Source organism: Pseudomonas sp. TWP3-1, from assembly GCF_049896625.1.
Taxonomy (GTDB): Bacteria; Pseudomonadota; Gammaproteobacteria; order Pseudomonadales; family Pseudomonadaceae; genus Aquipseudomonas.
In genome coordinates, this window is sequence record NZ_JAFCUQ010000002.1 from 295,189 (window position 1) to 308,563 (window position 13,375).

Consider the following 13,375-nt stretch of genomic DNA (forward strand, 5'->3'; position numbering starts at 1 on the left):
TTCGAGAGATCAGGACATGAACCGCGATAGTGAGTATCTGGAAGTCGTGCTTCATCGCGACATTCCGCTGACCCGGGAGATGGGCCTGAAAGTGCTCGGCTGGCACGACCACCAACTACGTCTGCACTTGCCGCTCGAACCCAACGTCAATCACAAGAGCACCATGTTTGGCGGCAGCCTGTATTGCGGCGCGGTGCTGGCCGGTTGGGGCTGGCTGCATTTGCGTCTGAAGGAAGCCGGCATAGAGGACGGACACATCGTGATTCAGGAAGGCCAGATCAGTTATCCACTGCCGGTCACGGGCGATGCCACCGCGATTTGCCCGGCGCCGGATGCCGCGGTGTGGAAGAAGTTTCTGGCGATGTATCAGCGTTACGGGCGGGCGCGGTTGACCCTGAATACGCGGATTGTGAACGTGGGAAGTGATGAAGATGCAGTGACGTTCAGCGGGCAGTACGTCCTGCACCGCTGAAACAACAGATCAGCCGCGGGCCAACTCCAACAACTTCGCCCGCCACGCAGCCTTCGCCGGCAGCGCCAGAAAAAACTCGTTGCGCAACGATTCCCGCGCCGGATAACAAAACGCTTCACCGTTCAGATCCAACACTTCGCCGCCCGCCCCTTCCAGCACACCTTGCGCCGCCGCCGTGTCCCACTGCGAAGTCGGCGCCAGTCGCGGATAGCAGTCAGCCACGCCTTCAGCCAGTAAACAGAATTTCAGCGAACTGCCGATATTCGCCAGTTGCAACTCACCCAGACTGGCGCTCAATCCGGCCAGTAAGCGCTCCTGCTCCGGACTGGAATGACGACGGCTGGCAACTACCGTAAATGCTTCACCCGGAGCCAGAGCATCGCGAACTTGAATTTGCTCAGGCGTGCCGCCGGTGTCGCCGCGCCATGCGCCGAGCCCGGCGCCGCCAACGTAAAACCGACCGCTGGTCGGAATCGACACTACACCAAACACCACCCGGCCGTTTTCGATCAGGGCGATATTAACCGTGAATTCCTCGCTGCCGCTGATGAACTCCTTGGTGCCATCCAGTGGATCCACCAACCACCAGCGCGTCCAGCCGGCACGCACGCTCTGGGGAATGTCGGCATCCTCTTCGGACAGAATCGGAATGCTCGAATCCAGCGCCGTCAGACCGGCCACGATCACATGGTGCGCCGCCAAGTCGGCAGCGGTGACCGGCGAATCATCGGACTTGGCGGTGACCGCCACCTCGGCGCGCCAGAACGGCAGGATCGCCGCGCCAGCTTGCAATACCAGCTCGATCACCGGCGCCATCAACGGATGGGGTAAATTCATCGACACTTCACTCATGACTGAAAAAATCCGCGCTGGCTTAGCAGATCGCGGGTCAGATACAACGCCGCCAAGGCGCGCCCCTCGGTAAATTGCGGATTCTGCGCCAGCGTCGACAGATCGCGCAGGTTGACCTTGTCCACGCGCATTGGCTCGGGTTCGTCGCCTTCAAGACGTTCTTCGTACAGATCGGTGGCCAGCACAACCTGGATCTTCTGGCTCATGTAGCCGGGGGACAAGGACAGTTCGGTCAGATGCTCGAGTTGGCGCGCGCCGTAACCGGCTTCTTCCTTGAGCTCACGCTCGGCCGCTGCCAGCACATCTTCGCCCGGCTCGATCAAACCTTTGGGTAACGACAATTCGTATTCATCGGTACCGCCGCAGTATTCCTCGACCAACACCGCGTGCTCGCCGTCGAGCATCGCCACGATCATCACGGCGCCATAACCGGCGCCCTTGCCGACCAGTCGCTCATAGGTGCGCTCCACGCCGTTGGAAAAACGCAGCTTCAGCTCTTCCACGCAGAACAGACGACTGGTGGCAACAATCTCGCGGGCAAGTACGGTGGGTTTCTGGCGCATGCAAAGCTCCTTGGCGTGAACGCGCTACTATAACGCGGCTTTTCCGATTGTTTGCGTCGGATATCTTTCTACCGTTCGAGACGTTGCCATGCCTTCACTACCCTGGTCCGACATCGATACCGTTCTGCTGGACATGGACGGCACGCTGCTGGACCTGCATTTCGACAACCATTTCTGGCTGGAATATCTGCCGCAGCGCTACGCTGATCTGCACGGCGTCAGCCGGGCCATGGCCGAGATGGAATTGCAGCCGCTATTCGAGCGCCATGCGGGTCAATTGCAGTGGTATTGCCTGGATTTCTGGAGCACCGAGTTGAAGCTGTCAGTGCGCGAGCTGAAACTGGAAACCGCACACCTGATCGCCCTGCGCCCGGATGCCGATACGTTTCTGGCGGCGATCAAGCAAGCGGGAAAACGCGTGGTGATGATCACCAATGCGCACCGTGATTCACTCTCACTGAAACTGGAACGGATCGAGTTGGCACCGTACTTCGAGCGGCTGATAAGCTCGCACGATTACGGCTTCCCCAAGGAGAACCCGCAGTTCTGGGATGCGTTGCAGGCTGATATCGGTTTCGACCCGGCGCGCAGTCTGTTCATCGACGACACCTTGCCGATCCTGCGCAGTGCACGGGATTTCGGTGTGGCGCATCTGTTGGCCGTCAAGGAACCGGACAGCCGCAAAGGGCCGAAGGACACGGCGGAGTTTGCGGCGGTCGGGGATTATCGCGATCTGATCAAAGGCTTATGACCCCTGTCGAAATCATTGTGGGATTCTGCGTTATTCAGGAATACGCAGCGTCTGCCCCGGATAGATCTTGTTCACGTCCTTGAGCAATGGCTTGTTGGCCTCGAAGATCTTGTTGTACTGGTTGGCATTGCCATACACCGCGAGGGAAATCGCGCTGAGGGTGTCGCCCTTTTTCACCACGACAAAGCGTGCAGCAGTTACCGCCGGCCCGGTCACCGTGATCTGATCATCAACACTGCCCACGCCCTCAATATTGCCCACTGCCAGCAAAATCTTTTCTTTTTCTTCCTGGCTCGCCACTTCACCGGTCAGCGTGACTTTGTCACCCTCAACGGTCGCCTGAATGTTCGGATTGCCCAACCCGACCTTGCTGATGTGCTCCTTCAACTGCTCGCCGGCATTGGCGTTGCCGGGGGTCAGCAGGTCGATCAGTTTTTCGCCCGCTTCTTTTACAAAACTGAAAATACTCATAGCGCACACTCCTTGATTTAGATTCCAGACGCCCAAGCCTAGACCACCTTGAGCAAATCCGGTTCCTGACCGACCAATGACCCTGCCCACACGCAAGCGTTAGAATCCCTCACCCCTTGCCTGCGCCCCGGAGCGAAGATGGACATCAAGCAGCTGAAATTCCTCATCGCCCTCGACGAAACCCGCCACTTCGGCCAGGCCGCCGCCCGGTGCCACATCACCCAGCCGACCCTGTCGATGCGCCTGCGCAGCCTGGAAGAAGAACTCGATCTGCCGCTGGTCAATCGCGGCCAACGCTTCGAAGGCTTCACCGCGCCGGGCGAGCGGGTGCTGGCTTGGGCGCGCACGGTGTTGGCGGCGTACGACGGTTTGCAGGCGGAAGCGGCGGCGTGTCGCGGCAATCTGGTGGGTACGCTGCGCCTCGGCGTGGTGCCGCTGTCGAGCTTCGATGCGCTGCCGCTGATGCAGCGCCTGCATGCGCAGCATCCGAACCTGCGCTTCGAACTGTCGGCGCTGAGTTCCGAGCAGATTCTCGAGCAACTGGCGAACAATCGCATCGATATCGGCGTGTCCTATCTGGATCGGCTGGACAACGAGCGTTTCGAATCGCTGGCCTTCAGCGAAACACGCATGGGTCTGCTGTATGACCAACGCTTCTTCACGTTCGGCGAGGAACCGTTGAGCTGGGAAGCGCTGATCGAGCTGCCGCTGGGCATGCTCACCAGCGGCATGCACTTTCGTCAGTCCATCGACCATAACTTCCACAGCCGTGGCCTGAGCCCGCAACCGCTGCTGCAAACCGATGCCGTGCATCAATTGTTGCAAGCGGTGCATGGCGGATTCTGCTGTGCGGTGATGCCGCTGGACGGCGGCCTGGAAAACCTCACCGATGACCTGCGCCTGCAACCCATTGAAAATGCTCAGACCCTCGCACGCCTGGGCTTCATCATGCGTCGTGGAGCACCTCGTTCAGCGCTGGCAGAGGCGTGTTTTGCGCTGTATCAAAAATCGCCAATAGCTTCTTGATCGACGGCATCTATCGGTAGATCAGTATTAGCGATTAGACGCGACAAGTTGCCGCGCCTAGTCTTAACGTTGATCAAACCGTCGGTGATGCCATGAACGCCAAGCGCCCTGCCTGCGCGGCGCCTGCTCTGCAAACGCCCGCGCCCTCTGCCAGCCAGACTTACAGCTACAGCGATCTTGCGTTGCAAGAGTCGACCAGCACCGCGCTGGCCGAAGAAGTCGCGTTGGCGATTGCCTACAACGGCATCAGCCAGGCCGTGATGCTGGTGACCCCGACCGACCTCGAAGATTTTATCGTCGGCTTCAGCCTCGGCAGCGGCATCATCGAACACGCCGAAGACATCTACGACCTGCAACTGAGCGGATCAGGCTCGGCGCAGTACGCCCAAGTAACCATCGCCAACCGTGCTTTCTGGAACCTCAAGACTCAGCGCCGGCAACTGGCCGGCACCAGCGGCTGCGGATTGTGCGGGGTGGAAGCGGTCGAACAGGCGCTGCCCGATCTCAAAGTGTTGCCCGGCGCACCGTTACCGCCGATTGAATGGCTCGACGGCTTGCGCCAGCGCATCGGCGCGTTCCAGCCGCTGGGCCAGCATTGCGGCGCAGTACATGCGGCGGTGTTCATGGACGCCAGCGGCCAGTTGCTGCTCGGGCGCGAAGACATCGGTCGGCATAACGCGCTCGACAAACTGATCGGCGGCCTGATCCGACAGAAGATTTCCACCAGCGGCGGCCTGGCGATTGTCACCAGCCGTTGCAGCCTCGAATTGATCCAGAAAGTTTTGCGCGCCGGCATCCAGACACTGGTCAGCCTGTCCGCGCCTACTGGCCTCGCTGTGCAATGGGCGCGTCGCCACAATCTCAATCTCATCCACCTGCCGCAGAAAAATGCGCCGCGGGTGTATAGCCCAGAAATGGAGAAACACCTGTGAGCCAACATCATCAAGCCGACCAGAAACCTGTCCCGCGCTATAAGCCTTACAAAGGCGCAGCCGGCGGCTGGGGCGCGCTGATCAGCGTGGCTCAGGCCTGGTTGACCAGCGACAATGCGCTGAAAAACCTGCGCATGATGCTCAAGACCAACCAGAACGGCGGCTTCGACTGCCCGGGTTGCGCGTGGGGCGACTCGCCGGAAAGCGGCATGGTCAAGTTCTGCGAAAACGGCGCCAAAGCAGTGAACTGGGAAGCGACCAAGCGCCGGGTGGATGGCAAATTCTTCGCCAAACACAGCGTGACTGCGCTGCTGGAACAGAGCGATTACTGGCTCGAATATCAGGGGCGTCTGACCGAGCCTGTCGTCTATGACGCCGAGACCGACCACTACAAGCCAATTAGCTGGGAGGACGCGTTCGCGCTGATCGGCAAACACCTGCAAGGCTTGTCGAGCCCGGATCAGGCCGAGTTCTACACCTCGGGTCGCGCCAGCAACGAAGCCGCATATCTCTATCAGCTGTTCGTGCGCGCGTTCGGCACCAACAACTTCCCCGACTGCTCGAACATGTGCCACGAGGCCAGCGGCGTAGCGTTGGCGCAGAGTGTCGGCGTCGGCAAAGGCACCGTGACCTTCGACGATTTCGAACACGCCGATGCAATTTTCGTCTGGGGCCAGAACCCTGGCACCAATCACCCGCGCATGCTCGAACCGTTGCGTGAGGCGGTGAAACGTGGCGCGCAGGTGGTCTGCGTCAACCCGCTGAAAGAGCGTGGTCTGGAACGCTTCCAGCATCCGCAGCACCCGATCGAAATGCTCACCAACGGCGACAAGCCGACCAACACCGCGTATTTCCGCCCGGCGCTGGGCGGCGACATGGCATTGATGCGCGGCATGGCCAAGTTCCTGCTGCAATGGGAACGCGATGCGCAGAAGGCTGGCGCGCCAGCGGTGTTCGATCACGACTTCCTCAATGAACACAGCGTCAACGTGCTCGAGTATCTGGGTGTGGTCGATGACACTCCATGGGAGCAGATCGTCGAGCAGTCCGGCCTGACCCTGGTGGAAATCGAACAAGCGGCGCGCATGTACGCCAAAGGCAAAAACGTAATCATGTGCTGGGCGATGGGCATCACCCAGCACCGCCACTCGGTGCCGACCATTCAGGAAATCGCCAACCTGATGCTACTGCGCGGCAACATTGGCCGGCCGGGTGCCGGTCTGTGCCCGGTGCGCGGCCACAGTAACGTGCAGGGCGACCGCACCATGGGCATCAACGAGCGTCCGCCAGTGGCGTTCCTCGATTCGCTGGAACGACGCTTCCAGTTCAAGGTGCCACGTCACAACGGGCACAACGTGGTCGAGGCGATCCACGCCATGGCCGAAGGTCGCGCCAAGGTGTTCATCGGTCTGGGCGGCAACTTCGCTCAAGCCACCCCGGACAGCCCGCGCACGTTCCAGGCACTGACCAATTGCGACCTGACGGTGCAGATCAGCACCAAGCTCAACCGCAGCCATCTGGCCCACGGCAAAGATGCGTTGATCCTGCCGTGTCTTGGTCGTACCGACATCGACATCCAGACCGAAGGCCCGCAAGCGGTCACCGTGGAAGACTCGTTCAGCATGGTCCACGCCTCCAACGGCCAATTGCAGCCGCTGTCGAACCAGATGCGCTCGGAACCGGCAATCATTGCCGGCATCGCTGCCGCAACTTTGGGCAGCAAACCGGTGGACTGGAACTGGCTGGTGGCCGACTACCGGCGCATCCGCGAGCTGATCGCCGACACCATTCCGGGCTTCAAGGAATTCAACGAAAAGGTTAAAAATCCGGGAGGCTTCTATCTCGGCAACAGCGCCGGTGCGCGCAAGTGGAACACCCCTTCCGGCCGGGCGAATTTCCGTCCGAACGTGCTGCCCAAAGATCTGGTGCACGAACGCACCCGCGCCACCGGGCAAATGCCGGACCTGATCCTGCAATCGATGCGCTCACACGATCAGTACAACACCACCATTTACGGTCTCGATGACCGTTATCGCGGGGTCAAGGGTCAACGTGATGTGGTGTTCGTCAACGAAGCCGACATCATTCGACTGGGCTTCAAGCCGGGGCAGAAGGCGGACATCGTGTCGCTGTGGGACGATGGCCGTGAACGTCGGGTCAAAGGTTTCACTTTGCTCGCATTCGATATTCCGGCCGGGCAAGCGGCGGCTTATTACCCTGAAGTGAATCCGCTGGTGCCGCTGGAAAGTACTGGCGATGGCAGCCATACACCGACATCGAAATTCATTGCGATTCGCTTGGAAGCGCCGAGTGAGACCGGGTTGATCATGGCCAAATCGGCCTGATATCTCACTTTCCTGCGCACACAAAAAAGGCCGCTTTTGTATAAAAGCGGCCTGTCCGAAGTAGCTAAAGACCGGCGAAAATCGCTTAAGTTCCGCAGTTAAAACAGTAACTTGCGTAATTGTATACAAGTCGTGCTATTCGTCGGATTTCGATTGTCACGCCCATCACAGAGCCTCAGGATCGCGCCGTCATCCCTTTGAGGCTCCTCTATGAAGTTCTCCCAGATTCTCTTGTTGTCCCTTGGCCTGGTCAGTGGTTTCGCTTCTGCCGGAGGCACCACCGAAGCAGGTGTGGGCGGCGCATTGGGCGGGGTTCTTGGCTCGGTCGTCGGTCAGTCTTTAGGCGGCAACACAGGTTCCACCATCGGCGCAGCATTGGGCGGCGCGGGTGGTAGCGCAGTTGGCGCCGACAAACGCAGCCGTGGCGAAGCGGCCATTGGCGGCGCGCTGGGCGCGGCCGGCGGTAACGTGGTGGGTCGCAGCCTTGGCGGCTCGACCGGCAGCCTGATCGGTTCGGCCGCAGGTGGCGGCGCCGGTGGCGCGCTGGGTAACTACATGGGCAACAAAAGTGATGACGACGACCGTCGTTACGACCGTGGCCGTGACGATCGTCGCTACTACCGTGACGACCACCGTGGTCGCGGTCATGCTTACGGCCACCGCAAGCATAAAAAGCACTATCGCCACCGTTAAGGCGCATGCTTGAGGAAAAATCGCAGCCCGAGGGCTGCGATTTTTTTTGCGCATTTTCAGACCACCAAGCGCTCCAGCGCTTCACGCAATCCGCCGGGAATGGCCACGGGTTGATTGGATGCCCGATCGACGAATACATGCACGAACCGTCCCGCCGCACAGGCCTCATCTTCGCCAGCCTTGAATACCGCCAGTTCGTATTGCACCGAGCTGTTGCCCAGTTTGCCAACGCGCAGGCCGATTTCGATTCGATCCGGGAACGCGATCGAGGCGAAGTAATCGCACGATGAGCTGACCACGAAACCCACGACTTCGCCGTCATGGATATTCAGCCCACCGACCTCAATCAGGTAGGTGTTCACCGCTGTGTCGAAGAAGCTGTAGTAGGTCACGTTGTTGACGTGACCGTAGGCGTCGTTGTCGTGCCAGCGCGTAGTGATGGGCTGGAAGTGCGGGTAGTCGGTGCGTTGCGGCGTCGGGTTGGACATCAATGTCGATTCCTCAAGTTATCTGCCCAGTTTAAAGGTAAAAACCTTTGCCTCGCGCCGCCAACTCACCGATCAACGGCGCCGGCCGCCATTGGTCACCCTGCCGCGTCTGCAACGCCAGCAAGCGCTGATGGATATCTGCCAGTCCCTCATCGTCCGCCCAGGCCATCGGGCCGCCCCGGTCCACCGGAAAGCCGTAGCCATTCAGGTACACCAGGTCGATGTCCTGCGCCGACTCGGCGATACCTTCCTGCAAGATCTTCGCGCCCTCGTTGACCAACGCCAGCATGCAACGCTCAAGAATCTCATGGGCTCCGATCTCGCGACGTTGAAAGCCCAAGCCTTCGCTGACGTTCAACACCAGCGCATCAACCTCGGGATCATGCTCCGCCTGCCGGCTGCCCGGCTCGTAGTGGTAATAACCGTTGCCGGACTTCTGCCCGAACCGACCCAACTCGCAGAGCCGGTTATCAATCTGAACCTCTGGCGCATCCTGCCCTTCACCGGCGAGTTCACGCGCACGCCATTCAAGATCAATCCCGACAACGTCATACATGCGAAACGGCCCCATCGCGAAACCGAAGCTCTGCAACGCGGCATCAACCTGATGTGGATAAGCGCCTTCAAGCAGCATCTTGCGTGCTTCGAGGACATACGGATGCAGCATGCGATTGCCGATAAAGCCATGGCAGTTACCCGATACCACGCTGACTTTGCCCATGCGCTCGCCCAATGCCAATGCGGCTTTCAACGCTGCCGGGGATGTTTGCGCACCACGCACGACTTCCAGCAATTTCATGATGTGTGCGGGGCTGAAAAAGTGCAGCCCCAGCATTTGATCGGGGCGCCTTGTCGCCGCGGCAATCGCATCAATATCCAGCGCCGACGTATTACTCGCCAGCAATGCCTCAGGCTTGAGCAAACCATCGAGCTCGCGGAAGATTTTTTGCTTGAGTTCAAGGTTCTCGTACACCGCTTCGATCACCAGATCGACATTGCGAATCGCCGCATAGTCCGCCGCTGAGCCAATCCTCGCGATCCGCGCATCTGCCTCGCCCTGATCAATGCGCCCCTGACGCACGTTATGCGCGTAGGTATCGGCCACTGCGCTCAGTGCCTGTTCAAGCATCTGCGGATTGTTGTCGACCCATTGCACCGTCACCCCGGCATTCGCCAGGCACATGACAATGCCACGGCCCATGGTTCCTGCGCCGATCACGGCGGCTTGCTGAATATCGAAGGCTGTCTGGCTCATTGTTGTTCTCTTGTTGGAGATCCAAAGACAAGTTTCACCATAGTCAGCCATCGGCGTTTTTTGAAGTTTATTAGCGTGATGATCAACATTCAGCGCGTGGATGAGACTGACTCAGAGGTGCGCCTCGGCCCAACTGCGCACTTGGGCATACGGATACTCCTCCAGCGCAGCAAATCCCGGAATTGCCCGAGCCTTGAGCTTGGTAAACAGCGGCACACTGATCCCGCACAAGAACCGCGTTAGGCGTTCTGCCGAAGGCGCATTGCCAGTGTGCTGCTCGTGCCTGTGGATAAAATCACTGCACAGCGCCTCGAAGTTTTTATCCACAAGCGCTGGCAAATCCGGGGGCGCCGGCAACCGCGCGATCTGACCATGGCAAACCGAACAATGCCCACATTGCTCGGGCGCATTGTGATCGCCGAAGTATTCGGCCAAGCGATAACCGAGGCAGCGCTCAGTGGCGAACAACTCAAGCATCGCGTGGATCCGCGCGACTTCTGTCTGCTCATGTCGGGTGAAATACGTGTGCAGTTCCGCGCTCAGACTCTGACTGTCGAAGTCAGTGTTCAGCAAACTGTAGACCTCGGTCATCTGCTTGCTCTCAAGCTCTACCCAGCCCTTCTCCTGAAAATAATCCAGCGCCTTCACCACCCGATTACGCTCAGCCGAATACTGCTCGTACATCGCGTCGAAATTCACCGTCGCCCATGTCCGTGCGCGACTGGACGTCCGGATGATCGCTGCGACGAAATCCTTGCGCTCGCCCTCGAAACGCTCCAGCAATGCCTCCGGCTCCAGCAGGTATTTGAAGCGGTACTCGGCGTAATACGCATAGCGCGGTGCGATCAGCCGACGCAGTTCCAACTGCACCAGCAGGGTCTTGAGCGGCAGCGCGCGGATGTTGCTCTGATCCGCCAGTGGCCCGAGCAAAAACTCCCATTGGCCGTCAGGTGCAGCGAGCTTCATTTCATCCAGCACATGACGGATGCCATCGCGCTCCGGCGTGTCACCGTAGACGAAGTTTTCCAGCACGTTGAGGCTGTCGCGGTTGGCCAGCACCAGACAATCCGAAGGCTGACCGTCACGCCCCGCACGGCCGATTTCCTGACTGTAGTTTTCGATGGATTTGGGCAGGTCGAAATGCACCACGTTGCGGATGTCGCTCTTGTCGATGCCCATGCCGAACGCAATGGTGGCGACGATGCAATTGGACTGCCCGCCCATGAAGCGTTTCTGGATCGCCTCACGTTTTTCATGTGGCAGGCCGGCATGATAAGCCTCGGCCTGAATGCCGCTGCGGCCAAGATGTTCGGCAATCTGCTCGGCGGTTTTTTGCAGGGTCACATAGACGATGCTTGGCTGGCCTGGACGCGCGCTCATCCATTCAACCAAGCGTCGGCGCTTGTCCTGGCCACGCACGGGCTCGACCAGCAGATTGAGGTTGGGCCGGTAGAAACCGGTGGTTACCACGTCGGCCTCGGCGATGCTGAATTTGCTCTGCATGTCGGCGATGACTTTCGGCGTTGCGGTAGCGGTCAGCAGCAAGGTTTGCGGGATGTTGAACTGACGCTGATAGTCCGGCAGCTTGAGGTAGTCGGGTCGGAAGTTGTGCCCCCACTCGGAGATGCAGTGCGCCTCATCCACCACCAGCAGCGAGATCGGTACCTGCTGCAAAAAATTGCGAAAGCGCTCGTTCTTCAAGCGCTCCACGGAAATCATCAGGATCTTCAATTCGCCGGACCGGGCACGAGCCATTACGTCGTTGGCATCATCGCGGCTCTGCGCCGAATCGATGCTGCCGGCCGAAATGCCGTGGCGTTGCAAAAAAACCAGCTGATCCTGCATCAGCGCCAACAACGGCGAGACCACAAGAGTCAGATGCGGCAGTAGAAGCGCCGACAATTGATAGCAAAGAGACTTGCCCGACCCAGTGGGAAAAATCGCCGCTGCCGAGCGACCGGCGAGCACCGCGCTGACTGCCGCTTCCTGACCGGGACGAAACTGTGGATAGCCGAAAACCTGTTCCAGGGTGTTGTGCATTCGCTGTCACTCCGTTGACCGCTGACATGCCAACAGCCTAGCGGGCGATCGCAGCGAGTCGAGAAAAGGTCGGGGGCAATTCGATACGGGATGATACAGCGTCGGGCGACGGGCCACGGGTTGAAACAGGCGATGTAATTTGTTTATCGCGCCGTTTGTCCGCCAAGCGGTAATGTGCCGGCTCCACAAAAATCTGCGCATGCCCCTTCACGCCAGGACGGCTGACGGGCGCAGATTCTCACCAAGGAATGATCATGTCGAACCGGTTGAAGTTACCCCTCGCCCTCATCGTCGCGTCACTGCTGCTGAGCGCATGTACGCCGCCACCCGATGGCTTACCGCCGCGCGCAGGTCTCTGGTTAGCGGATGCGGCTCAAGTGCGATGACCCCGCGCTAGGGCAACAGCACCGCAAGGCGCAGTTGCTCGTTCAATACCTGCTCATGCACGCCTGGGCTTTTACTCGCCCAGAGTGCATGGGCAGGGCTGATATCGCCTGTGAAGGCCGCTGCCAACTGACGCAAGTCGGCGACGCTGCGTACCCGCGGGCAAAACGCTTGGGCGTCACAGCTCTGACTGGAGTCGCGGTAAGTGCTCAGCAAACGATCCCAAAGTCCGTCACGTACTTGCCGGATCGATTCGAGGTGCACTTGCGGCACGCCCAGTTGCTGTTTCAATCCGCTCTCGTTCAACGCTTCGCTGGCGAGCAGCGCCTTGCCGAACATCAGCGCTTCGGCGCGAGACGCGGTGTCGATGCCTGTCTGGTTCGTCAGCGAATCCGGCCACCCGGTGCGTTCCAGACTGGCCAGCACCAACCCGTTGCCCGCATCGGAAGCCATCGTCAAACGACAACCGCTGACCCACAGCAAAATGATCGAGGCCATTCGTAGCCACTGCATACCTAATTCCCTTTAAGCGCGTGTCGGACGCTTGGAAACGCCCTACGGATTCTGGCGCGCACCATACAGAGGTTTGCCAGGAAACACCTGATAATCCAGTAGGAAACTTCTCATCTAAGGGTTTGGTGATGAAAAAGCCTCGAAAAGTCGTAGGGCAAATACCCGAGCCACGGAAAACCCCCTACGCATTCTGTCCATCGCGGCTGTCTTGTCCCGCTTGATCAGGCCCTTCTATAGTGGCCGGCGCGGCTGAACACTGGGTGTCGGCCCGCCCAAGCGACTGCATAAAGGACGCGCCTCAACCATGAACACCTTCGAACCGTTTGAATCCCGTTATCGCCCCCTTAAAAGCAACTACTGCGACAATCCGGTGCTGGTGATTGATACCGACGCAACTCAGAGTGATTTGCTCAATGCCGCCGAGCAACGCATGCGTGCAGCCACTGACCTTCTGGAAACTCTTTACTGCTTGTGTTTCAAACAGGCGGATGTGAAAGACATTCCGAACATCATCAATGCGCTTTATTTATTGATGCAGGATGGATGCGACCTGCTGGAAGTTGCAAAGCAACAAATTAAATAAGCCACAT

14 protein-coding genes are annotated in these 13,375 nt (G+C 59.3%); 7 read left to right on the forward strand and 7 right to left on the reverse strand.

All coding sequences use genetic code 11. From position 1 onward, the window contains the following. Positions 1 to 16 precede the first annotated feature (16 nt). Complete coding sequence (locus tag ACP7BN_RS04530) at positions 17 to 472, forward strand: YiiD C-terminal domain-containing protein (RefSeq protein ID WP_426201951.1); 456 nt, start codon at positions 17 to 19, stop codon at positions 470 to 472. Between the two features lie 9 nt (positions 473 to 481). Here ACP7BN_RS04530 and cysQ read toward each other — a convergent pair whose 3' ends face one another. Together cysQ and nudE are read right to left on the reverse strand one after the other, a co-directional pair. Then, positions 482 to 1,309, reverse strand: coding sequence for a 3'(2'),5'-bisphosphate nucleotidase CysQ (gene cysQ / locus ACP7BN_RS04535; RefSeq protein WP_426201952.1), 828 nt, complete (start codon positions 1,307 to 1,309; stop codon positions 482 to 484). A gap of 11 nt (positions 1,310 to 1,320) precedes the next feature. Then, a complete protein-coding gene (nudE, locus tag ACP7BN_RS04540) occupies positions 1,321 to 1,887 on the reverse strand; it encodes an ADP compounds hydrolase NudE (protein ID WP_420646781.1) in 567 nt (188 codons plus the stop codon). Between the two features lie 88 nt (positions 1,888 to 1,975). Here nudE and yrfG point away from each other — a divergent pair, with 88 nt between their 5' ends. Beyond that, a complete protein-coding gene (yrfG, locus tag ACP7BN_RS04545) occupies positions 1,976 to 2,638 on the forward strand; it encodes a GMP/IMP nucleotidase (RefSeq protein ID WP_426201954.1) in 663 nt (220 codons plus the stop codon). A gap of 30 nt (positions 2,639 to 2,668) precedes the next feature. Here yrfG and lysM read toward each other — a convergent pair whose 3' ends face one another. Beyond that, complete coding sequence (lysM, locus tag ACP7BN_RS04550) at positions 2,669 to 3,109, reverse strand: peptidoglycan-binding protein LysM (RefSeq protein WP_426201956.1); 441 nt, start codon at positions 3,107 to 3,109, stop codon at positions 2,669 to 2,671. A 138-nt stretch (positions 3,110 to 3,247) separates the two neighbouring features. Here lysM and ACP7BN_RS04555 point away from each other — a divergent pair, with 138 nt between their 5' ends. From ACP7BN_RS04555 to ACP7BN_RS04570, 4 genes are all read left to right on the forward strand, one after another. After that, positions 3,248 to 4,135 carry a LysR substrate-binding domain-containing protein gene (locus tag ACP7BN_RS04555; RefSeq protein ID WP_426201958.1) on the forward strand — a complete coding sequence of 296 codons (888 nt, stop codon included), beginning with the start codon at positions 3,248 to 3,250 and terminating at the stop codon, positions 4,133 to 4,135. 92 nt (positions 4,136 to 4,227) lie between these two features. Beyond that, complete coding sequence (gene fdhD, locus ACP7BN_RS04560; protein WP_426201960.1) at positions 4,228 to 5,067, forward strand: formate dehydrogenase accessory sulfurtransferase FdhD; 840 nt, start codon at positions 4,228 to 4,230, stop codon at positions 5,065 to 5,067. Then, complete coding sequence (locus ACP7BN_RS04565; protein WP_426201962.1) at positions 5,064 to 7,412, forward strand: FdhF/YdeP family oxidoreductase; 2,349 nt, start codon at positions 5,064 to 5,066, stop codon at positions 7,410 to 7,412. Before fdhD ends, ACP7BN_RS04565 begins: the two co-directional genes overlap by 4 nt. 210 nt (positions 7,413 to 7,622) lie before the next feature. Further along, positions 7,623 to 8,105 (forward strand): glycine zipper domain-containing protein, encoded by a 483-nt coding sequence (locus ACP7BN_RS04570; protein WP_420646775.1) that lies wholly within the window; start codon positions 7,623 to 7,625, stop codon positions 8,103 to 8,105. 56 nt (positions 8,106 to 8,161) lie between these two features. Here ACP7BN_RS04570 and ACP7BN_RS04575 read toward each other — a convergent pair whose 3' ends face one another. From ACP7BN_RS04575 to ACP7BN_RS04590, 4 genes are all read right to left on the reverse strand, one after another. Then, positions 8,162 to 8,593: an acyl-CoA thioesterase gene (locus tag ACP7BN_RS04575; protein ID WP_426201964.1), complete on the reverse strand. Its 432-nt coding sequence runs from the start codon at positions 8,591 to 8,593 to the stop codon at positions 8,162 to 8,164. Positions 8,594 to 8,624: 31 nt separating this feature from the next. Beyond that, positions 8,625 to 9,848, reverse strand: coding sequence for a 3-hydroxyacyl-CoA dehydrogenase NAD-binding domain-containing protein (locus ACP7BN_RS04580; RefSeq protein ID WP_426201967.1), 1,224 nt, complete (start codon positions 9,846 to 9,848; stop codon positions 8,625 to 8,627). 111 nt (positions 9,849 to 9,959) lie between these two features. Further along, on the reverse strand, positions 9,960 to 11,888 hold the full coding sequence (locus tag ACP7BN_RS04585; protein WP_426201969.1) for a RecQ family ATP-dependent DNA helicase: 1,929 nt from the start codon (positions 11,886 to 11,888) through the stop codon (positions 9,960 to 9,962). Between the two features lie 393 nt (positions 11,889 to 12,281). Continuing rightward, positions 12,282 to 12,785: a polysaccharide deacetylase gene (locus tag ACP7BN_RS04590; protein ID WP_426201971.1), complete on the reverse strand. Its 504-nt coding sequence runs from the start codon at positions 12,783 to 12,785 to the stop codon at positions 12,282 to 12,284. A gap of 304 nt (positions 12,786 to 13,089) precedes the next feature. Between ACP7BN_RS04590 and ACP7BN_RS04595 the strand changes: the two genes are divergently transcribed. Further along, positions 13,090 to 13,368 carry a hypothetical protein gene (locus tag ACP7BN_RS04595; RefSeq protein WP_426201973.1) on the forward strand — a complete coding sequence of 93 codons (279 nt, stop codon included), beginning with the start codon at positions 13,090 to 13,092 and terminating at the stop codon, positions 13,366 to 13,368. The last annotated feature ends 7 nt before the right edge of the window (positions 13,369 to 13,375 follow it).